Origin of the sequence: Streptomyces lydicamycinicus (genome assembly GCF_000829715.2) — a bacterium.
GTDB lineage: Bacteria > Actinomycetota > Actinomycetes > Streptomycetales > Streptomycetaceae > Streptomyces > Streptomyces lydicamycinicus.
This window is the reverse complement of the sequence record NZ_BBNO01000004.1, coordinates 326,900-348,216: the sequence shown is the minus strand read 5'-3', so window position 1 is coordinate 348,216 and position 21,317 is coordinate 326,900. Positions and strand designations below refer to the sequence as shown.

Here is a 21,317-nt window from a genome sequence, read left to right as displayed (position 1 = left end):
GGAGGTATCACCATGATGCTCAGCACGCTGGAAGGGCAGCCGGAGTCCACCGGCGCCGTCGCTCAGGACCCGTTCGATCTGGACATCACCGTCTTGGACGCCGGTAAGACCACCATCGAACTCGCGGCCTCCGACGGTGGTTGTGGGAGCACTTGCGGCACCTCGTGTGTCAGCAACGCTGCCTGACGCAACACCTCGAACTCCCAGGACCGACGCCAACGTGTTCTGGGCGCCGTCGGCGACGGCGGAACCGGCTCACCGAGCCGAACCTTCGGATCGGCCTCAACCCTTGGAGGAAACCCCGTGGAGATGAAAGTGGAGATGAAGGACGAGTTCGACCTGGACGTCAGCGTTCTGGAGTCCGGCGTCGATGACGGTCGGCTGATCGTGCTGACGGACGACGGCTGCGGCAGCTCGTGCCCCAGCGCGTGCGCCACCAAGGTGGCCTGACCACAGGGGCGCTAGTCCATGCCGGTTCGGGCAGTGGTACGCCGCTGCCCGAACCGGCACCTGGCTGAAGGGCTTACGAGGGAGGGAGCACATGGCTTCGAGACGTAGCCGACAGCTGTATCGGTGTGGTCAGTCGGTGCTCGTACGAGCCGCCTGTTGGTCCGAACTGGACCTGCCAGCCTGGCCGGACATGGCTGACGATTCGCCCGGACAGGTGCAGCGGTGGCGCGAATGGCTGGCAGAAGTCTGGGCGTTGTCCGCGGTTGCCGAAGCGATCGAGCTGGCGAGCCCGGACCTTGCACAGCAGGTGGGAGCGGTGTGCTCCGACGCGCGCCTGGACGTACGGCAGGTGCGCCGAACGGTTCTGTCCGTGATCCGATACGTGATGCGGATGACGAGTCGGGCCACACCTTTCGGACTGTTCGCTGGTGTGGCGCCGGCCGAATTCGGCGCCGAGACCGCGGTTCGTTGGGGCGAACGGCACCGTGCCCTTGCCCGTGCTGATTCCGCCTGGCTCAGTGACGTCATCGGCCAGCTGGAAGCCGTGCCGGAGGTGCTGTGTCGGCTACCGCTCATGGCAAATGCAGCGGTGTTCTTACGGGGCAACCGGCTGGTCGTTCCATACCCGCCCCGGCGTCGCCCCGTGGAAGGTGGTGCCGTGGCCGAGGCGCGCCTGAGGTACACCGCACCAGTCCGGGTAGCGGTCGAAGCTGCCCGAGCGCCGGTCCGCTACGACGAGCTGGTGGAGAAGGTGGCCGCCGAGTTCCCCAAGGCAGCAGGCAAGATTGCTCCCCTCATCGAGACCTTGGTGGAACACGGAGCCCTGATCACCAGCCTCCATGCGCCGTCGACCACGTTCGACGCCTTCGCTCACCTCATGGATCAGGTGGAAGCGGCCCGTATCGAAGACGTGCCTGAGGCCAGTGAGATCGTTGGTCGTCTCCGCTCTGTTCGCCGTCGCATGAACGAGCACAGCCAGGTAGGCACCGGTCCCGCCAGCCGGTGTCTGCGCGCCGAGCTGCGGGGCCTGATGACGGACGTGAGCGCCGTCGCCTCTCAGCCCCTGGCGGTGGACCTGCGCGTGGACTGCTCACTCACCCTCCCGCGGGAGGTTCGCCGTGAAGCCGAATCGGCAGCGACGGCATTGGCGCAGCTGACTGCCTGGCCGTTCGGCACTGCGGCGTGGAAGGAATACCACAACAGATTCTTTGAGCGGTACGGCATCGGCTCCCTCGTCCCGCTCCGGGACGTCGTTGACCCCGACATCGGTCTTGGGTTCCCCGCTGGATACCTCGATGGAGAGCCCGAGCCGGAAGGGCTGGCGAGCACGCGCGACCACCAGCTTCTTGCCCTGGCCCAAAGCGCCGCGCTCGACGGTCGCGACGAGGTCCAGCTCGATGAGCAAACGATCACCGAGCTACAGCTTGGGGACCGAAAGAGGCTGCAGATCCCTCCTCACTTCGAGCTGCGGTTCCAACTTCACGCCGAGTCGGTCCACGCACTCGACAGCGGCGACTTCACGCTCTCTGTCATCAGTGCCTCCCGCGGCGTCGGTACCCTGTCCGGTCGCTTCATCGGTTTGCTGGACGAATCTGATCGAGCCCGAGCAGCCCGTGAAATCGCGCAACTGCCGACGACCGATCCCGGTACGCGGCTGGCCCAGCTCTCCTTTGCACCGCTCGACCCGAGCGACGCCCACGTAACCCGCGCGCCCGCATTGGCCCCCGAGATCATCAGCGTGGCGGAACACCGACCAGCCGGCCCGAGCGTGATTCCGCTGAGCGATCTCGCAGTGGGCTGCGACCGACGTCGCCTCTACCTGGCTTCGGTATCCCGAAAGGCCCGAGTGGACGCCTACGCACTACACGCTCTCGACCTGCGAACACACACCCCGCCCTTGGCCCGGTTCCTCAGCGAGATCGGCAAAGCGCAGGCCGCCGTCGTCACCGGCTTCACGTGGGGAATTGCTGATCGGCTCCCGTTCCTTCCGCGCCTGCGCTACGGCCGAACGGTCCTCTCGCCGGCCAGGTGGCGACTGACGCGCTCCGAACTGCCCAGCCGCGCTGCTCCGTGGAAAGAGTGGCGCGAGGAGCTGCAAAGGTGGGCAGAGCAACGCCGGCTCCCGAAGTCGGTCTACCTGACCGAGGGCGACCGACTTCTGCACTTGGACCTCGGGCACAGCGCACACCTCGAACTCCTGCGCTCGCACCTGGACGTTTCCGAGCGCGCGGTGCTCGCCGAAGCCCCCCAGGGCACCAGCACCTGGTTCAGTGGCCATGCCCACGAGATCACCGTTCCGATGACGGCAGCCGTTCCCCCGCAGTGGCCCGCCGCACCAGCTGTCTCCGCTTCCCGCCTCATTGGACGTGGCCACGGGCGCCTGCCCGGCGGATCCGAATGGCTTATGGCCAAGCTGTACGGGCACAACGAGCGGCAGCCAGAGATCCTGGGCCACTACCTCCCGCAGCTCCTCGCGCAATGGGACCAGCCGCCAGCATGGTGGTACATGCGGTACCGCGACCCGCGCCCGCACATTCGCCTGAGGGTTGCTCTTCCTGACCCCGCAGCCTTCGGTCAGGCCGCCGCGTGGATCAGCAGGTGGGCGGATGGTCTTCGTGAGGACGGCTTGCTCAGCGACCTGCAATTCGCCACCTCCTACCCCGAGACCGGAAGGTGGGGACGCGGGGCAGCCATGCAAGCCGTCGAGGCCGTCTTCGCCGCCGACTCACGCTGCCTTGCCCAACAGTTCGCCCTACCAGGCGGCCCCCACCCGCAGGTCCTCGCAGCCAGCAACCTCATAGCCATTGCGGTGGCCTTCTCCGGCGGCTCGCGCGAGGGCATGGACTGGATGATCAGGTACGGCAAGATTCACGCTTCCGAACCGCTGGATCGACACGTGCTCGCAGAGGCGGTACGGCTGGCTGATCCCTCGGACAACTGGGCCGGGCTCCGTGCAGCCCCCGGTGGAGAGACGATGTACGCCCAGTGGGCAGCCCGCGACCGTGCCCTGGGCCAGTATCGGGAGCTATTGCGCCAGGCCGAGGACGTGAACCCCGACACCATCCTTGATTCGCTCCTCCATGGCCACCACATCCGAGCCGCCGGCATCGACAAAGACGACGAGCGCACCTGCCTGAGGCTGGCTCGGGCCGCTGCGCTCGCCTGGAAAGCGCGGCATTCATGAGCGAGACGTCAGACCTCAGGGTGCAGGCAGCAGCCGACGCCATCGCCGATCGCTTGGCTTCACCGGCCGATGTGCGCGGGCTTGAACTCACACAGGGCTGGTTTCCGCAGTCTCTGGCGTACGGCGCCGCAGGCGTCGCTCTCTTACACGTCGAGCGGGCCCGCTCCGGCATCGCGTCGTGGAAGCTCGCTCACGACTGGCTCACCTGCGCCGCTGAAGCCCCAGCCGTCGGCGGCGTGGACGGTCACCTCTACTACGGCGCCCCCGCGCTCGCCTTCGCTCTGAACGCCGCGGCGGCAGACCGGCCCGAGCGGTATGCCCGCGCCCTGGACACCCTCGACCGGCACATCGAGAACATGACGCGTCACCGGCTGGAGCGTGCACATCTCCGAATGGACCGTGGGCAGCTGCCCGCGCTGGCGGAGTTCGACACCATCCGCGGCCTGAGCGGCCTCGGTGCTCTTCTGCTCAGGCGCGAGGGCCAAGTCGACCTGACCCGAGCTGTCCTTTCCTACCTGGTCCGGCTCACCGAACCGATCGAAAGCTCCGGCGAGCTCGTACCCGGTTGGTGGTGCGACCTGGCCCCCTCCGGCAAGCCGTCACCGGAATTCCCTCAAGGCCACGCCAACACGGGGGTAGCACACGGCATCGGTGGCCCACTGGCTCTTCTGTCGATTGCCGCACGGCGCGGTGTCACTGTCGACGGACAGGCCGAGGCAATCAGCCGGATCTGCGCATGGCTGGATCGATGGCGTCAGGACGGACCGGCCGGACCCTGGTGGCCCTACTGGATCACCCGAGAGCAGCTTCGCTACGGCGATGCCGGCAACGGCCCCTCACGCCCGAGCTGGTGCTACGGAACAGCGGGCATCGCCCGAGCTTTGCAACTCGCTGGAATCGCGACGGGCGACACAGAGCGGCAACAGATGGCCGAGAGCGCCATGGCACACGCGATGACAGATCCGGAACAGCTGCAAGCGACCGGAGATCACTCCATCTGTCACGGATTTGCGGGGCTGGCGCACATCACGCGGAGCATGGCGGCGGACGCGATCAAGCCCGTCCTCGCCGAGCAGCTGCCTCGCCTGCTCGCTCCCATCACACACGTCGAGCCAGTTGCTCTGGCCACATCGCTTCTTCGGCCGCCGAACGGGCCCGGCGACATCGGACTGCTCGAAGGCGCAGCCGGCGTGGCTCTCGCTCTGCACGCGACGCAGACAGGCACGCCCCCCATATCCGGCTGGGACACATGCTTCTTGATCAACTGACCCGTACGAAGAGAGGCAACAGTGAATATGGCACCTGACGAGTGGCCGCAGCGCCTCGTCCAGTTCGCCACCTGGCCGGACTCTGAACAGCTCGCCGCCGAACACCTTCTGCCCGAGCTTGAGGTCGGTGCAGCGGAGGGCGAGATCGTGCAGTGGTCGTTCCTGCGCAAATTCCCGTGCTGGCGGATCCGGTATGAGCCCACTGACGATCGGGCTTCCACACGCCTGGACAGCCTCTTGGAACGCCTGCGGGCCGAGGGCTTAGTCAGCGAGTGGACGGTGGGGATCTACGAGCCGGAGGCGGTGGCATTCGGTGGCGCCGCCGGGATGAAGCTGGCCCACGAGCTGTTTCACCACGACAGTCGCCACATCCTCGAATTCGCCGCCGCTGTGCGGGAAGTCCCCGAGGCGCCGGGCCTGGGACGGCGCGAGCTGGCGATCTTGCTGTTCAGCGTTCTCATGCGCTCCGCGGGCCTGGATCGTTTCGAGCAGGGCGACGTATGGGCGAGGGTGGCCGCTGAGCGACAAGGCACGGCGGTCGCGCCCGTGTCCGACCGGGCCGCGAAGGCTGTGCGACAGCTCATGACCGTCGATGTCAGCGCCACCAGCAGGCTCGTCGACGGAGGCTCGTTGACGGGACTGGCCGACTGGCTTGCCACGTTCGAGTGGGCAGGGCAGCGGCTCGCTCGCCTCCACCGCCTTGGACGGCTGGAACGCGGATTTCGAGCGGTACTCGCCCACCACCTGATCTTCCACTGGAACCGATTGGGCCTCAGCAGTGAGGACCAAAGCACCTTGTCAAACCTGGCGAAAGAGGTAGTCATGGGAACGAGCGAATCCGCCGCGTCTGCATCAGGCACGGCCGCTGATGCCACTAGCCTCACCGGCGTGGATACCGACACGATCAACGACAACACCGCTGCCGAGAACCTCCGCAACAAGCTGGTCGACCAGCTCAAGGCCGATGGACGCGTGCACAGCGACGACATCGAAGCCGCTCTTCGGGCAGTACCTCGACACGTGTTCGTACGCCAGTCGAAGCCTGGCGCCACCCTCGAAGAGGCGTACGCCGACACCCCGGTCCACACCAAGTTCGACAGCTCCGGTGCGTCCATCAGCGCCGTCTCCCAGCCGTCGGTCAACGCCCTCATGCTGGAACTCACCGAAGCAAAGCCGGGCATGAGGATCCTGGAAGGCGGTGCCGGCAGCGGCCTGTTCGCCTCGACCATGGGACGTCTGGTCGGTGAAGAGGGGCACGTATACACGATCGACGTGGACCAGGACCTCGTGGACAACGCCCAAGCGGCCGTCGAAGAAGCCGGATTCGCCGACGTCGTGACCGTAATCCTCGGAGACGGCGCGGTCGGCCACCTGGAGGGCGCTCCCTACGACCGGATCGTCGCGACCGTTGGTGCTCACGGGATCCCGTCGGCCTGGCTCGACCAGCTCGCGCCCGACGGCCGCCTCGTCGTGCCTCTCCGGCTGCGGGGCAGCGTCTCGCGTGCTGTCGCCTTCGAGCGGGACGCAGATGGCCGCTGGCGTAGCGTCCGCAGTGCGATGTGCACGTTCATGCCGCTGCGGGCAGGGGTAGCTGATGACCCGCGGCGCCTTGTCGCACTGACCGACGACGGCGCAGTCAAGCTCCAGTTCAACCAGGAGCAGAAGGCGGACGAGGCGCTGCGCGGCGTGCTCGACCAGCCGGGAACCGAAGCGTGGTCGGGCGTGACGTTCCGGGGGTCTGAGTCGCCGGAGTACATGTGGCTCTGGCTGTCGTGCAGCCTGGACAACGCCCTCAGCCGGATGGAAGTCGATCGTAACGGCGCCGGGGCCAGCAACCTGGCCGACGGGTTCCGGCCCATGGCGGTGGCGGAACAAAGCAGCTTCGCCTACCTCACGCTGCGGAAGGCTGGTCTTGCCGAGGACGGCGGGCAGTTGTACGAGGCGGGAGCCATCGGCCACGGTCCGGCAGGCAAGGAGCTCGCCGATCGGGTGGCCGAAGAGATGGGCGTATGGAATCGCGGTTTCCGCGAGCGCAACGTGGCCTTCGAAGTCCAGAATCTCGATGGTGCACCGCCGGCCTCGGCGCCGGGACGATTCGCGTTCGACAATGCCCTCAACCGGATCGTCATCGAGTGGCAGTGAGATGGACGCCAGCCAGATAGTGCGGCGTTTTCCGCTGGTCGCCCGGCCTCGGCCTGCCTGTTCGCCCCTCGTTGATCGAGTTCAGGAGATCGGCGGCCTTGCACGGGAGGCCGAGCGCACCGGCCGGCTGGCCCCAGCATCTGCCGCCTTCAACAAGGCGGCCCTGCTCGCCAGCGACTGTGCCGTTCCGGACCTGGCCCGAACTCTGTGCTGGCGTCACGCCGTGGCGTACCTGCGCACCCAGCCCCTGGGCGCGCAGGTCGCCCGGTTCAGCCTGGAGCCCCTGGTCAACCTCGCGCGGCTGCTGATCCGTTCCGGCGACGGAGGCGGTGGCTTTGCTCTTCTCGACTCGATGTACCGAGCGGTGACGTCCGGCACGGCCGTCACGATCGACGGGAACGAGGTGTCCTTTGAGCGCGTCACCGGGGCGAACGAGGACCGCCGCAAGCTGCATCAATGGCTGTGGACCGTACTGCTGGCCGACGGTACGCGCGCCCTGGCCAGCGCCGACATGTGGGCGGAGGCACATGCCCAGGTCCAGCGGCACAAGGGCATCGGCAGCAGGATGCTTGACGGCCGCCAGGTTGCCGTCATAGCCCACATCACGGCGGGAGACATCGAACGGGCTGAGGTCCTGCTGAGTGGCACCGTTCCTGGTGAGGCGTGGGAGAGCGCGATTGCAGCACTTCTTACGGTGCTGTGCAGGCGGACGGCGAACCTGCCGGTCGACACTGCTCTCGACGACTTGGTGGATCTCTACCGTTCCCTGGAGCGAAGTGCTGGCCTGGCGGTGTTCCTCACACGGCTGGGGCTGTCCGCCATCGACCTTGCTGGTGGACAGGGTCCGGGGATTGCCAGCCGTATTGCCACAGATCTCGTCGAGGAGACCGTCGCGGTAGGCGACGGCTACGCAGCTCGCGATGTGCTGTCTCACCCTGGTTGCCACGAGTACATGACCGCCCAGCAGGCAGACCGTCTTCAGAGAATCGTCGAGGGGTGTGCTTTGGGCTCCGGCGCCATTCCCGAAGACCTGCGAGGGGACCTGTTCACCGCCCTCAACACCAGCGAGTCTGTGATCACCCGCGTGTGCGCTGCAGCACCTTCCGCTAGTGCCTGACGTCGTGGTGGGGACGGGCCGACTTCACCACCCCGGGCACAGATTCCGGGCTGTCGGCGGGCGCGGCTACGCTCGAATGCATGAGCGTGCCTACTGAAGGGCTGACTCTGGGGGCCGTCAGCGCGATCGTTGAGAAGAAGATCCTCACCGACAAGATCCGTATCTACCGGCCTGGCGAGCCGATCTTCAACCCGGACACAGGGCAGTACGAGCCCGGTCCGCCCGTCACCATCTACGAAGGCCCAGGCGCGATCTTCCCCACTGGCGGGCCCTCCGTTGTCCTGCACCTCGCCGGGCAGGCGTACGTGGACGACACCCCGTCCCGGTACCGACTGCTGACTCCGTTGTCGGCACCGGTCGCCTCCCGCGAGGACACCGTGACCGTCGTGCAAGCCGAAGACGAGTCGGCCATCGGTCGGACATGGCGAGTGATCGACATCGGGGAGACCTCTACCCTGAGCGTCGTTCGGACGACGTGGGTTGACCAGAACACCCAGAAGTCGGGAACGGTGGCGTGACCACCGCCATTGATCCGGAGGAGATTCGCAAGGAGCTGGAAGCCAAGCTCCTTTTGGACACGGTGCGCGTGACCAGGCCGACGGGTACGCCGGCGCTCGACCCCGACACCGGGCTTCTCGGGGAGGTGCCCGCCGACCTGGTCTATGAGGGGCCCGGCGCCATGCTGTCCGGGCACGGTCAGGTCACCGCCGAGGGGATCATCGGGAAGCAGTGGCTCGACGACACGGTGTCCTGGTACCGGTTGTTGACCCCTCTCGGCGCACCGGTGCCAGCCCGGTACGACCGAGTTGAGGTGACCGTCGCGCATTCGGGCAGTGCGGCGACCGGCGGCCGTGTCTGGCAGGTTCTCGACCCGGCAGAGGCATCAACCGTCGAACTTGTCCGTGTGACGCGACTGGACGAGATCACCCCGCCGTCCTAGAGCCTGTCCGACGGGTGCTGTCAGTGACCTGGTCCCTTTCATTCGACGCGCTGGAGGATTTAGCTAGTTCGGGGGAACCAGGCTTCGCCGTCGTTTGCGGCCGATTGCGTCGGAGATCTTCACCCGTACGGCGGCACTCTCCGGGCCGCCGCCCTCGGCGACACCGCCGGGTCGGGACTGTCACATGGGAGTGAACATGCGCATCCATACTGCTGTCGCCGCGTCTGCCCTGGCTGTAGTTGCCATGATCGGAGCCGCAGGCGGTGCCTTTGCTGATGACGGCTTGGGCGGCGGCAAGCTCAACAATCGCCACGGCCACTGGTGCAAGACGCACGACCTGAACATCGATATTCTGGGCCAGGTCGGGCTCCTCAACGGTCTGTTGGGTAACGCGCTCAATGGGGAGGGCAACCCGGGTGCGCAGTTCGACGGCGTGGGCTCGTCCTGCTGACAACTCGGCTTTCTAAGGAGCGAGCAGCAGCGGGCTGCTTTAACGCGGTGGGCTTTCAGTCCCGTCCGTAGGCCGGTGTGGCTGACCCATCGGACAGGCTCTAAGGCGAATCGGAGTGTCCGAGAACCGGCTTACGCTCGACGTATGGAGATCACGGACACTTCGGCCGCCTGCCTTCAGCAGGTGAGGGTCACGACGGACGGAACCAAGGCGTCGATACAGATAGGCGGAGTCGACTATTCGCGAGTCGTTTCCGGCTACACCATTCATCAACTGGCGGGTCAGCCAGCCGACTTGGTCATCCAACTTGCAAGGGGAAAGTCCGGCTCAGACTTCGACGGCTTCGCCCGAGTCGCGGTCGGCGTCCCCCACGAACCGGGACCTGCGGCAGCTGCATTCCTTTCGGCTATGGACGCAGGACTTCTGGAGAAGGCGGCCCTCGCCCGCCCTGACCTCGAAGGCGGCCAGTACGGATTCACCAAGGCGGTGCTCGCACAGCTCCAGCAGTGGGCGCGGGGAGAGTTCGACCCGAACCCGGAGACGAACTGATGGCCTCCCCGCAGAATCCGCACCCGAACGCCCACCCGTTGGCAGGGGCCTACAGCAACGCGCCCCAGATCGCGGCACGGTTGAATGCTCGCGCGGCAGCCGCGCTCCCGGCGGTGGCCAGCGTTGTGCAGCACTACGCCATGCTGCTGGAGACGGCGATCAAGGCCAATGCCAGCGGCAGACCGGGACCGAACGCGCCGACAGGCGACTACCGTCGCTCATGGACCCACGAGTTCAGCACCAGCGGCCTGAACGTTGAGGCGATCGTCGGCACCAACAAGCCGCAGAGCCGGCGCCTGGAGTACGGCTTCGTCGGAGCAGACAGTCTCGGGCGGATCTACAACCAGCCGCCGTTTCCCCATGTGGGACCGGCCGTCGAGCAGATCCGGCCCGCGTTCCTGGCAGCTGTCGGAGCGGCGGTGGGTGACTGATGGCCGTATCCGGACGGGTGCTCAGCCTCGCTGTTCAGACGATGCTCGGCACCGCGACGGGACGATCCTGTGGATACGGAACGGCACCCACAGCAAGCAGCCTGCCGACGGGAGCCGCGACGCCGTACTGCGTGCTGTATCCCGTCGGCTCCACGAGCGACGGCCCGCCCTTCGGCGACGCAAGCGCAGACGCCCGAATCGTCTACCAGATCACGTCAGTTGCGACGACGGCCGAGCAGGCCGAGTGGATGGCTGACAAGGTCCGATCGGGCATGCTGGCTCGCACTCCGCTCGGCTACACCTACCCGATCGTTGCCACCGGCTACGCGGTCATGTCCCGTGAGCTGGACAAAGAAGAAGGCGTGGCTGTCGCCAGCGGCGTATACAGTTACGTTCAGCGGTTCGCCATCGAGGTCACCACCCTCAGTAGCTAACCGACTCACCTCACCGCGGAGGCCCATCGCGGACGCCCGACTACTCGGTACGGGCCGACTCCCAGCTTGATCTGTTGGGGACGGGCCTGCCGCATTCCGGAGCCGTCAGCGTCCCCGGAGAGTGAGAGTCGCGTGTCCACCACGCAGCAGCGTTTCATGCGCCGAGGCACCACCCTCTTCTACTTCCTGCAGAAGATCGCCTCCGACGACAACATCCCCACGCGCGCCGAGCTGGCGCCCGCCAACGCCACCAACCTGTCGGACACCATCTCCGACGTCGAAGGCTGGTCGCTGGAGAACACCCCCATCGACACCCCGGACATGGGGTCGACGTTCGCCACCACCATTCCCGGTGAGGACAAGGCCGACAACAGCTCGCTGACCTTCTACGAGGACAAGGTCAGCGACACCATCGAGACCCTGCTCTCCAAGGGCGTCATTGGCTTCATCGTCATCCTGCGCAAGGGAGATGTGCCGCAGTCCAAGTCGATGGACGTGTTCCCCGTCCGCGTCGGCAGCCGCAGCCCGTCGTACTCCACGGCCAGCGAGCCCGCCAAGTTCAAGGTCACCTTCGGCATCACCGACGAACCGGTCCTCGACGCCGCCGTGCCGGCGAAGACCGTCTGACCGGGGGTGCCGCATGACCACCGTTATCACCGAACCGCCCGCCGCCGCAGTCGCCCGGGACGCCCACTGGTCCGCCAAGATGGCCCGGCTCAAGGCACGCAAGCTGCCAGAGCGCAGCCTGCGGCTTTGCGACGACGACGAGGCGAAGAAGAACGCCACCGACGCCGCCCTGGAGCTGGCGAAAGCCCGCACCACCGCCCGCGCTGAGTCCGTCGAGCAGGGCATCGCCGAGGCCGACCGCGAGGAGTGGATGCTCGCCCGCCCGGACGTGGTCGCCGCGCAGCTTCGACTCGACGCCGCCGAACGTGTCCTGGAAGACGCGACGGTCGTCCTGACCTTCCGCGCTCTGCCGCGGCCTGCCTGGGAACAGCTCCTGCGTGATCACCCGCCGACGGAGGCGCAGGCGGATCAGGGCATGGAGTACAACGTCGAGACCTACCCGGCTGCCCTCATCGCTTCGTGCCACATCGAGCGGGACCAGTCAGGGGCAGAGGTCCCCGGGATGAGCGAGCAGGAGGCGCAAGAACTCCTCGACGCATGGCCGGACTCTGAGGCGAAAGCCCTTTTCACCAGCGCCCTGCTGGTCAATCAGACGCTGAGGGCGGACCTGGGAAAAGGCTGACCTCCGACCCAGGCTTCCGCGCAGAGATGGAGGTCTGCGCCTCGTACGGGATCCCGCACAGCCAGTTCACCGGGGCGGGAGACGGGCGTTGGTCGGCGCTCGACCGTGCAAAGGCCATTGCCTACCTCGCCTACTCGCGAACGGTGTGCGACTCGTGCGGGACCAGGCCGGAGGAGTGGGACGAGCAGGCGGGTGGCGACCGCTTCGCGTACGTCACCGAGACGCACCGGTGCGTCGGCTGCGAGCTGATCGCCATGGAGCAGGAGCAGGTCCCGGAGGGTCCGGAGGGGCGTGGGGTGAAGGTCGGGCTACGGCCCAGAAAGAAGGCATAGCCAGTGGCTGGGGCCTACACCCTCTACGTCCAGGTCCAGGCCGGTGTATCCGGTCTGGTCGGGGGCCTGCGGACTGCCGCAGGCCAGGTGACAGCGTTCGGCGGACAGGTCCGGCGACTCGACGGTGATCTCAACCAGCTCGCTGCAAGGTCGGATCGGACCCGCCGGGCGATGGCTACCGGGTTCACCGTCATGGGCGCCGCCCTTGGCGGAGCATTCGTCATGGGCGTGCGCAGCGCCATCGAGCTTGAGAAGCACATGGCGAACGTGATGACGATCTCGAAGGAGATCAACTCCACCAACGTCAGCCGCTTCACCGACCAGATCGTCGAGCTCAGCACCCAGCTCCCGCAGTCCGCCGACCAACTGGCCGAGGGCCTGTACCAGGTCGTCTCAACCGGTTTCGACGGCGCGGACGCAATGACGATCCTTCGTGTGGCGGCTCGCGGAGCTGCGGCCGGCCTGACCACGACCGAGACGTCCGCCCGCGCCCTGCTCGGCGTCATGAAGGCGTACGGCATGGACGCTTCGCAGGCCAGCGACGTCATGGACACGATGTTCCAGACGGTCAACTACGGCGTCGTGAGCTTCGAGGAGCTGGCTCAGCAGCTCGGCGACGTGGTGCCGATGGCCGCCGCGGCGGACATCAAGTTCGAGGACATCAGCGCAGCACTTGCGGCGGTGACCCTGTCGGGCATCCCGGCGGCGGAGAGCGTGACCGCGCTGAACATGCTGATCACCCGCATGATGAAGCCCACCCAAGACCTGACAGCGATGATCAAGGGCTTCGGCTACGAGTCGGCGGCAGCTGCCCTCAAGCAGGACGGCCTGTACGTCGTCATGCAGAAGATCCGTACTGCTACTGGCGGCAGTGCCGAAAAGCTGGTTCCTCTCCTGACCGACATTCGCGCAGTGCGTGCCGCGCTGGCGCTCTCCGCGGCGGACGGCAAGAACTACGCCGCCACCTACCAGGGCATCAGCCAAGAGGTCGAGCGAGCGGGGGCGACCCAGAAGGCGTACGCGATCCAAATGGACACCACCGCCGGCCAGTGGTCGCAGTTCCAGAACCAGGCGCAGGCCCTCGGCATCGACATGGCGCGGGTGCTGCTGCCTGCTCTGCAGGGCGTCGGGGAGTACCTGAACGTGCTGGCCGGCGCGATCAACGACCTGCCTGGACCGGTGAAGTCGCTGATGGGCATCTTGATCGCGGTCTCGGCCGCCGCGTTGCTGGGGAAGGCCGCGTTCTTGAAGTTCGGCGCGCAGCTCACCGTGTTCCGGACAGAGCTTGCTGCGGCGCGCGCAGGCGGAGCGGCGCTGCCGGCCGTCCTCAGCGGCGCCGGGATCGCCGTCGCGGGGCTCACCGCTCTGCTGGCAGTCGGCATCGGCATCTACGCGGCGTACTCGGCCAGCAAGCAGAAGGCCAAGGCGGCGACAGAGGAACTGGTCGACGCGCTCCGCAAGGAGCGAGATGAGGGCGAGCACGGAGCAGGACTACGGACCCTCACCGAACAGCTCACCAACAGCGATGACGTCAAGAAACTCAAGGACGCCGGCGTCGACGTGACGACAGCAATCGACGCCATCACCTCCGGCGGCGAAAAGCTCCGGAGCCTTCGAGAGGAGCTGCAACGAGGCAAGGACGCCTCGTGGGAGATGGGTGGCGGCGTCTACACCTACGACGTCAGCTTCGACCGGGCCAAGAAGGTCCTCGACAAGCAGCACAAGATCTGGTCAGACGCGGTCAAGAAAGAGAACGAGCTTGCCGCCAACATGGCCATCGTCAACAACAAGATCAAAGCAAACCGGCGTGACGCCATCGGGGCCTGGGACATCACCCAGTCCCTGCCGACAGACAAGAACGGGGCGCCCCAGTACACCGACGAGATGGAAGCGATGGGCAAGGCCCTCGCCTCGATCGTCGACCCGGCGAAGGCATGGAAGGCCGCCCAGGACCGAGTCGCCGAAGCCAACCGGAAGGCCGGACGCTCCGCTGACGCCTCCAAGGCATCGCTCGCCGACTACGTCGAAGAGCTGCGCAAACAGCTCAAGGCGCAGCGCGACTTCCAGAAGAACCTGGGCCTGCTGGCGGCCGAAGGACGACTGGATCTTGCCGACCACTTCGTGAAACTGGGCCCGGACTCCGCCCCGATCCTCGACGAGCTTGTGAATCAGCTTGAGAAGGGCAAGGGCAAGGTCGCCGACGAGCTCGAATCAATCATCCGCGAGTCGTCGGCCCGCTCCACCCCCGCCTTCCGCGCCGGCCTGGAGCAGCTGCCCGCGATCTCGGCGAAGTACGGAAAGAAGGTCGCGCGCGCCTGGGCGAATGCTGCGGCCACGAACGACCCCGGCAAGCTCGCACGGGTCATGAGGGACATGGCCGTCGCCGATATGTCGGCCGCCGCCAAGCGGCTCCCCAAGGCCGCCTCTGCACAGCTCGAACAGGGCATGAAGCTCCTGGCAGATGTGTCCGCCCGGTACGGCAAGGAAGCCTCGACTTCGCTGGCGCAGTCATTCCTGAAGGGCGACGTCGAGCAGATCCGCAGCCAGCTGAGCTACCTGTACGGCGCCGACATGCCGATCAAGGCACCCGACCTGGCCGGAGTCGTTGGCGCGTTCAAGAAGGCCGGCGCTCAGTCGAACAGCGAGTGGTCCGGGATGCTCAGCCTGATCGTCGCGGTGTCGCAGACGAAGGGAACGGAAGCGGCGACCGCGCTCACGAGCGCCCTGCTGTCCGGCGACATGGCCGCGGTGCAATCGCAGCTCGATGGCATCGGCGCCTCCGTGGGGCGAATACCCGGCACAAAGACGATCACGGTTAGCGTCAACAAGCCGGCCGCGGTCACCATCCCCTTCTACGCGAAGATCCAGGGCAGCTCGTGGGACCGAGATGCCAATGGTGTGCCCGACTTGATCCAGGCCCCCAAGAGGCAGGCCGACGGAGGGCTGCTTGAGTTCTACGCCCAGGGAGGGGTCCGGCACCGTGAGGAACACACAGCACAGATAGCGCCAGGGGGAGCGTGGCGTGTATGGGCTGAGCCGGAAACGCATGGCGAGGCTTATATACCCCTGGCTGGCGCCAAGCGGGCCAGGTCCAAGCGCATCCTCGAAGAGGTCGCCCGCCGATTCGGAGGCGAAGTCAGCTACCACGCCGACGGCGGCCTGTCGGGATTCGCGTACCGGCTGCCGACGTTGTACTCCCTGTCCGGGATCGCAGGCGATTCGCAGGACAAGAAGGGGCGCTTCAGCCTCACCCTTTTCGCCAAGAAGCTCCACTCCTCGGTCTCGACGGCCAAGCGGTGGCGGCACGACCTGGACACCGTGGCGCGCCGAGCCGGACAGGACGTCGCAGCTGCCCTGGCGGAGATGGGTGAGGAAGGTGTCTCGCTCACCCACAAGATGGCGACCGGCAGCTCGAAGTACCTGCGGTCCATGGCGAAGGACCTTCGCGATCTGGCGACCGTGTCCAAGGCGAGCCTCGGTGAGTACACCGGGCAGCTCCGCCAAGCCGTCAAGGACCAAAGCGTCTTCGAGCAGAACCTCGCGAAGCTGGCAGTCGGCGGCTTCGGCGACCTGGCCAAGCACCTGGCTGAGCAGGGCGACCAGGACGCCGCCGATCTCGCTGTCCAGGCGGTGAAGGACAGGAAGAAGGCGAAGGCGGCAAACGACGCCGCCCGCGGCGCGATGAAGACCGTGCCCGGTGATGGCCTGCCGGACCTGGTGGCCATCATCGGCGCGGTCAAGAGCAAGACGACCGGGCTGCATGCGGTAGCCGAGGCCACGGGACTCGATGAGGACCACATCATCGAGATCGCAAATCTGGGCCTTTCCCGGCTGAAGAGCGCGCTCGGCTTGAAAGGTGCCAAGTTCCTCAGTGACTTGACCCGCGCAAACAAGGGACTGTCGTACGCGACCGGCGGCATTCTCACGCCTGGTCTCTACGCCACATCCGGCGGACTGATCAAGTTCGCCGAACCGGAGACGCGCGGCGAGGCGTTCATCCCGCTCGGTGCCGCGCAGCGGGGATCGGCGACTGCCGTCCTGCGCGACGTGGCCGGGCGCTTCGGCTACCGGCTCACGCCCAGCGGAGTGAGCGGGCCCACCCGCCTGGTCGACGCACGCCCCGCCCAGGGGGTGCAGGTGGTCGTAGTGCGAGACGAACGGCCCGCGGCGCTGGTCGGCTCAATGCCGATCACTGTGAACGGGACCGCCACCGAGGGCTCCGCGCGCACGGTCGCGGCTGAGATCAACCGCAGACTCCGCAATGCCCAGCGGGGAGGGCGGATCTGATGGACTCCCTCGCCAAGGACTGGCAAGTGGACTTCGCCGGCGTCCTCATGGGGCCCGGAACGCCGTACCGGATCTCGGAGGTCAGCGGGCTCGGCACCCCCGAACTGCGCACCCAGGACGTTGAGCTGCCCGGCGATGACGGCGCGTTCCCGGGCGCGGACTACTACCAGCCGCGCGTGGTGACGCTCGAAGTAGGTATCACCGCCCCTGGAGACCCGGCCGCCGCCACAGATGCTCTGGCCGCGCTGCATCGGGCCGCGTCCAGCCCGTCCATTCGCCAGGACGCCGGAGACTTGGCCGTGCTGCGGATGCGCTGGCCGGGCCGAGACAGCGCACGTCGCCTGTACGGGCGTGTGCGCAGGGTGGAGACGGCCAGCATGAGCAAGGTCAACTTCGGGTGGATCCCGGTGACGTTGGAGTTCGCCGCGACCGATCCGCGCTGGCACGGCGAGCCGGAGCAGACGCTTTCCCTCCCGCTGTCGATCTCCACGACCCTTATGGGCTTCAAGGCTCCGCTCGTCGCACCGATCACCACAGGCGTCGTGGACCCCGAGCTGCGCACCGGATGGGCGTTCAACGACGGTGACCTACCGGCCTGGCCGGCACTGGAGATCCAGGGCCCGGTGAGCAACCCCCGCATCGTCTGCGAGCAGACGGGCCGCACGATCGCACTCGATTACTCGATCAAGGCTGGGGAGTCGCTGCGCATCGAGACGCGCCCTGGGACGCGGTGGGTGCTCCACGACGGTGCGAACGCTTCGTTCGCACTCACCCGCTCCTCACGCCTGGACCTGTTCCGGCTGCCTGCCGGCCGCTGCGAAATCACGTGGACCGGCAGTGACTACACCAACTCCACCCGCTTGATCGTCGCCTGGCGCGACGCCTACACCGCTCTTTAGGAGACGCACGACATGGCTCTCATCCAGCCGCCCCTGATGGTGAACGGCGCCACCCATTCGGCGCGGGTGATGCGCATGATGGCCCGCAACCTCGCCCGTGCCTCCGAAGGCGTCATCGAGGGCGACGACCTGAAGGTGAGGCAACTGGTCACGCCGAGCTCTGGAGTCCGGGTGGGCGACGGAGCGGCGATCATCACCGGCGCTACCTCAAAGTCCCAGGGTTCTTACACCCTGTTCAACGTGGGCGACAGCACCGTCCCGATAGCAGCCACCGGCAGCAGCGCCCGGAACGACCTGCTGATCCTCAGAGTGGAGGACCCCGAATACGAGGGCACCCTCGACCCGGCGAAGGACGCGATCGGTCACTACGAAGTGGTGCCCGGCGTGTCTTCCACACAGACGGTGGTGCCCTCAGGCTATTCGGCCATCCCGCTGGCCCGGGTCAACATTCCGGCGAACACGGCCACCATCACCGACAGCATGATCACGGACCTGAGGCGAATAGCGAACCCGCGCAGGGACCGCAAGCTGTACACCTCCTTTCCATCGTCGCTGTCTGAGCTGAAGTACCAGGACGGAAAGTGGCACACCTGGCCGACCGCCGCTTCCTGGCAGGTGTCGATCCCCGTGTGGGCCACGTCCGCGAAGGTTGTTGTCACGATCGCCGGGCTGCGCATGTACGACAACAGCATCTGGGCCAAGATGCAGACTGTCCTGGGCAGCGACTTCGGTGAGGACACCCTCATCGATGACAACCAGGGAACCTCGGTCCGGCGGCAGACGGTCGTCATCGCCGACAACATCAGCATCTCGGCGAGCCAGCGCGGAACGACGCAGAAGCTCTACCTGCAGACGTTCATGTACAAGCAGGAAACGGGGAACCTGAGTGTCGACACCGGCACGTCCATCATCCTGGACGTGGAGTTCAGTGAGGGCCTTCGCTGATGGCCTACCGGTACATCACAGCCCGCGCCTTGACCGGCGACGTGCTGGCCTGGGATCTGCCCATGACAGACGTTGAATTCGGCCCCTCGCTGTCGGCAGCGGGAACGTTCACCGGCTCCGTCGAACCACGGCTTGCGACTCTCGTGCGAGAGCAGGTCGACGCCGGAGACACCTGGCTGTACGTCGAGCGTGACGGGCGTCTGATGTGGGGTGGATTGGTCTGGCGTGCCAGCCCCGAGGGCTCCCAACTCCAGGTAGAGGCCGCCGGCCCCGGCTCCTACGCTGCCCGGCGCCACGACCTGCACGGCAACCTCGGTGGGCGTGGGCCATATGTCAACGAGGACCCTTGCAACGTCATCCGGGACGTGTGGCGCTATCTGCAAGAACAGCCGGACGGCGACCTGGGGATCGTCGTGGACGACACCACGTCGAAGGTGACCGTCGGAACTCCCGCCGACCGGTACAGCGTCGACTGGTGGGAGGCGCCGGTGCTTGGCGATGTCGTTGACGACATGGTGCAGGTTGAGGGCGGGCCCGAATGGACAGAGACCCTGGCGTGGTCTGGTGAGAAACCACAGCACCGCATCCGAATCGGATGGCCGCGGCTCGGCACACGCCGTACGGACCTCGCCTTCACATCCGGTGTCAACATCATCAAGCCCGTTTCAGTGGAGTACGACGCCGACGAGGCCGCCCAGGTGGTGATCGGCCTCGGCGCCGGCGAGGGACGCAACCGACGGCGAGCGATCGACGCCGTTCGAAACGGCCGCCTGCGCCTGGAGCACGTTCTTGAGGTGGCCTCCGAGAAGGGCGAGGACCGGCTCACCGCCAGGGCACGCACCGAACGCATCGCGCGGCAGGTGACAGGCGAGGTGACCGAGATCGTCGTCCGTGACCACCCGACCGCGCCTATCGGAGCGTGGCAGATCGGTGACGACGTCAGAGTGCGCGTGCACGACGAGTGGGCCGACTACGACATGTGGTCCCGAATCGTCTCCTACCAGATCCACCCCGGCTCCGGAGAAAGCGAGCAGGCCGTGATCCAACTCCGCCGAGCAGACCGATTCACCTACGGAGGCGGAGCATGAGCAATGAGGTAGCACGTCTTGCCGCCCGGGTGGCCGCACTCGAACGGCAGCTCGCCCGGACCACCCGCACTGCGCGGCTCGCCTACTCCTCCATTGAGGACGGTGCGATCGAGGTCCACGACCGAGACGGCGCGCTGACGGGAATCGTGGGTGTGCAACCGGACGGCACGACCGGCGTCACCGCGGTGAACGGCCCACCGCCGCCCACGCCCAGCGCACCGCTCGTCGAAGCGGGCCTGTCAGCTATCAAGGTCACCTGGGACGGGGGCTTCACGGACGCGGCCTTCGCGCCGCTCGACCTGGCGCGGGTACAGGTCCACATCCTGCCGAGCGCCACCGCGGCACCTGACGTCCGCAACCCTGTAGCGACCATCGAAGCCGGATCCGGGGCATCCGCGACGGTGGGGATAGACGGGCACGACGCTGTCTGGGTCAGGCTCCTCGCGGTCAACACCTCAGGGATACCGGGCGGCGCGTCGACAGCAGCGGTAGCCGCTCCCCGGCTGGCGGATGGAGGGGATATCGCGGCCGGCTCGGTGCGGGCGGAACACCTCGACGCGGACGCGGTGAACGGCAAGACGGTTACGGGTGCCGTGGTGCAGACGGCGACGGCTGGGCCGCGGCTTGTGCTGAACCCGGCGTCTTCTGATGGCCAGCCCGCGTTGGAGATGTACTCCGGGTCCAGAGCCGAGATCGCGCCAGGACGCGTCAGATCAGGAGTCCTCGACATGGGCAGCTGGCTTCAGCCACAGATCACCGTGGACTCACCCCTCGTCGGCGGATCGCGTGCCGACATCACGCTCCGGTCCCCGGCCATGGACGGCCAGGGGTCGGTCAAGCTCGAACCGTCGGACCAGACTGACGGCTACGCCCACGCCACGGTGCAGAACGGCGGTCCGAACGCCGACTCAGCGATCACCCTCTACGGATCTCGTGGCAGCAAGGCTGGGGGAGGAGCCCACTCAATCATCGTCAAGGGCTCCGGAATCACCGTCAACAGCGGCACACGGCAGATGACCTTCACTGACGGGGTGCTGAAGGCCCCGAACATCGTCACCGGCATCGTGACGATCACGCCCACTCCGAACACCCCCACCTCCATCACCGTCAGCGGGCTGAACGTCGCCGGAAGCGTCCACCGGGCCTTCGTGACCGCCTACTCCGTCGCGCCCGGCACCGTCGCGGAATGCAGCGCCTCCAACGTCAGCGCGAGCGGACTGACCGTGTGGGTGAACCGCACCAACAACGTCAGCACCAACGTGTGGTACCTCATCATCGGGAGCTGAACGGCATGACCTACCCCAGCGACGTCGCCGAGTGGCCGTCAGTCGAACTGACCGCGATCTGCCGCACTCCGGGATGCCCGGCGGAGAACATCCCCTTCACGGGGCTCTACTACGAGAATCCGGAGCCGCCGATCTACCGCGGCCAGTGCGGGCAGTGCGGGCAACCCATCGAGACCCTGCTCGGCGACAGCGACGGCCAGCAGATCTCGGGTCCTACCAGGGCGTCCTAGACTGAACTACGGCGTGGGGCCCTTGACGGAGGAGC

21 protein-coding genes are annotated in these 21,317 nt (G+C 66.8%); all 21 read left to right on the top strand.

The features are described from left to right. Nucleotides 1–12: 12 nt before the first annotated feature. Nucleotides 13–186 carry an FxLD family lanthipeptide gene (locus tag TU31_RS36880; protein WP_078885789.1) on the top strand — a complete coding sequence of 58 codons (174 nt, stop codon included), beginning with the start codon at nucleotides 13–15 and terminating at the stop codon, nucleotides 184–186. A 123-nt stretch (nucleotides 187–309) separates the two neighbouring features. Beyond that, nucleotides 310–450, top strand: a complete 141-nt coding sequence (locus tag TU31_RS36875; protein ID WP_078885829.1) for an FxLD family lanthipeptide — start codon at nucleotides 310–312, stop codon at nucleotides 448–450. A 190-nt stretch (nucleotides 451–640) separates the two neighbouring features. Next, nucleotides 641–3,634: a lantibiotic dehydratase gene (locus TU31_RS14825; protein ID WP_245698547.1), complete on the top strand. Its 2,994-nt coding sequence runs from the start codon at nucleotides 641–643 to the stop codon at nucleotides 3,632–3,634. Next, the gene (locus TU31_RS14820) at nucleotides 3,631–4,902 is read left to right on the top strand and encodes a lanthionine synthetase C family protein (RefSeq protein WP_042154493.1); all 1,272 of its coding nucleotides are present in this window, start codon (nucleotides 3,631–3,633) and stop codon (nucleotides 4,900–4,902) included. Before TU31_RS14825 ends, TU31_RS14820 begins: the two co-directional genes overlap by 4 nt. Before the next feature lie 27 nt (nucleotides 4,903–4,929). Further along, on the top strand, nucleotides 4,930–7,044 hold the full coding sequence (gene fxlM, locus TU31_RS14815) for a methyltransferase, FxLD system (protein ID WP_042154491.1): 2,115 nt from the start codon (nucleotides 4,930–4,932) through the stop codon (nucleotides 7,042–7,044). Between the two features lies 1 nt (nucleotide 7,045). After that, the gene (locus TU31_RS14810; protein WP_042154489.1) at nucleotides 7,046–8,161 is read left to right on the top strand and encodes a hypothetical protein; all 1,116 of its coding nucleotides are present in this window, start codon (nucleotides 7,046–7,048) and stop codon (nucleotides 8,159–8,161) included. Nucleotides 8,162–8,241: 80 nt separating this feature from the next. After that, nucleotides 8,242–8,679: a DUF6093 family protein gene (locus TU31_RS14805; RefSeq protein ID WP_158894482.1), complete on the top strand. Its 438-nt coding sequence runs from the start codon at nucleotides 8,242–8,244 to the stop codon at nucleotides 8,677–8,679. Then, nucleotides 8,676–9,101 (top strand): DUF6093 family protein, encoded by a 426-nt coding sequence (locus TU31_RS14800; RefSeq protein WP_042154485.1) that lies wholly within the window; start codon nucleotides 8,676–8,678, stop codon nucleotides 9,099–9,101. Before TU31_RS14805 ends, TU31_RS14800 begins: the two co-directional genes overlap by 4 nt. Before the next feature lie 196 nt (nucleotides 9,102–9,297). Further along, on the top strand, nucleotides 9,298–9,552 hold the full coding sequence (locus TU31_RS14795) for a hypothetical protein (RefSeq protein WP_042155437.1): 255 nt from the start codon (nucleotides 9,298–9,300) through the stop codon (nucleotides 9,550–9,552). A gap of 144 nt (nucleotides 9,553–9,696) precedes the next feature. Continuing rightward, nucleotides 9,697–10,101 (top strand): hypothetical protein, encoded by a 405-nt coding sequence (locus TU31_RS38600; protein ID WP_158894479.1) that lies wholly within the window; start codon nucleotides 9,697–9,699, stop codon nucleotides 10,099–10,101. Further along, entirely contained in the window at nucleotides 10,101–10,532 is a 432-nt protein-coding gene (locus tag TU31_RS14790) for an HK97 gp10 family phage protein (RefSeq protein WP_042154483.1), read from the top strand. The genes TU31_RS38600 and TU31_RS14790 overlap by 1 nt, the downstream gene beginning before the upstream one ends. Next, entirely contained in the window at nucleotides 10,532–10,966 is a 435-nt protein-coding gene (locus TU31_RS14785; RefSeq protein ID WP_158894476.1) for a hypothetical protein, read from the top strand. The genes TU31_RS14790 and TU31_RS14785 overlap by 1 nt, the downstream gene beginning before the upstream one ends. A 132-nt stretch (nucleotides 10,967–11,098) precedes the next feature. Beyond that, the gene (locus tag TU31_RS14780) at nucleotides 11,099–11,593 is read left to right on the top strand and encodes a phage tail tube protein (RefSeq protein WP_042154481.1); all 495 of its coding nucleotides are present in this window, start codon (nucleotides 11,099–11,101) and stop codon (nucleotides 11,591–11,593) included. 13 nt (nucleotides 11,594–11,606) lie between these two features. Then, entirely contained in the window at nucleotides 11,607–12,215 is a 609-nt protein-coding gene (locus TU31_RS14775) for a hypothetical protein (RefSeq protein ID WP_042154480.1), read from the top strand. Between the two features lie 26 nt (nucleotides 12,216–12,241). Then, complete coding sequence (locus tag TU31_RS14770) at nucleotides 12,242–12,547, top strand: hypothetical protein (protein ID WP_042154478.1); 306 nt, start codon at nucleotides 12,242–12,244, stop codon at nucleotides 12,545–12,547. A gap of 3 nt (nucleotides 12,548–12,550) precedes the next feature. Beyond that, complete coding sequence (locus tag TU31_RS35945) at nucleotides 12,551–16,834, top strand: phage tail tape measure protein (RefSeq protein ID WP_078885788.1); 4,284 nt, start codon at nucleotides 12,551–12,553, stop codon at nucleotides 16,832–16,834. Continuing rightward, entirely contained in the window at nucleotides 16,834–17,733 is a 900-nt protein-coding gene (locus tag TU31_RS14760; RefSeq protein WP_042154477.1) for a phage distal tail protein, read from the top strand. The genes TU31_RS35945 and TU31_RS14760 overlap by 1 nt, the downstream gene beginning before the upstream one ends. Nucleotides 17,734–17,745: 12 nt before the next feature. Beyond that, nucleotides 17,746–18,678: a hypothetical protein gene (locus tag TU31_RS14755; protein WP_042154475.1), complete on the top strand. Its 933-nt coding sequence runs from the start codon at nucleotides 17,746–17,748 to the stop codon at nucleotides 18,676–18,678. After that, nucleotides 18,678–19,766 (top strand): hypothetical protein, encoded by a 1,089-nt coding sequence (locus TU31_RS14750; protein ID WP_042154473.1) that lies wholly within the window; start codon nucleotides 18,678–18,680, stop codon nucleotides 19,764–19,766. The genes TU31_RS14755 and TU31_RS14750 overlap by 1 nt, the downstream gene beginning before the upstream one ends. Further along, a complete protein-coding gene (locus TU31_RS14745; RefSeq protein ID WP_045867316.1) occupies nucleotides 19,763–21,052 on the top strand; it encodes a hypothetical protein in 1,290 nt (429 codons plus the stop codon). The genes TU31_RS14750 and TU31_RS14745 overlap by 4 nt, the downstream gene beginning before the upstream one ends. Before the next feature lie 5 nt (nucleotides 21,053–21,057). Beyond that, nucleotides 21,058–21,282, top strand: a complete 225-nt coding sequence (locus TU31_RS14740) for a hypothetical protein (protein WP_042154469.1) — start codon at nucleotides 21,058–21,060, stop codon at nucleotides 21,280–21,282. Nucleotides 21,283–21,317 lie beyond the last annotated feature (35 nt).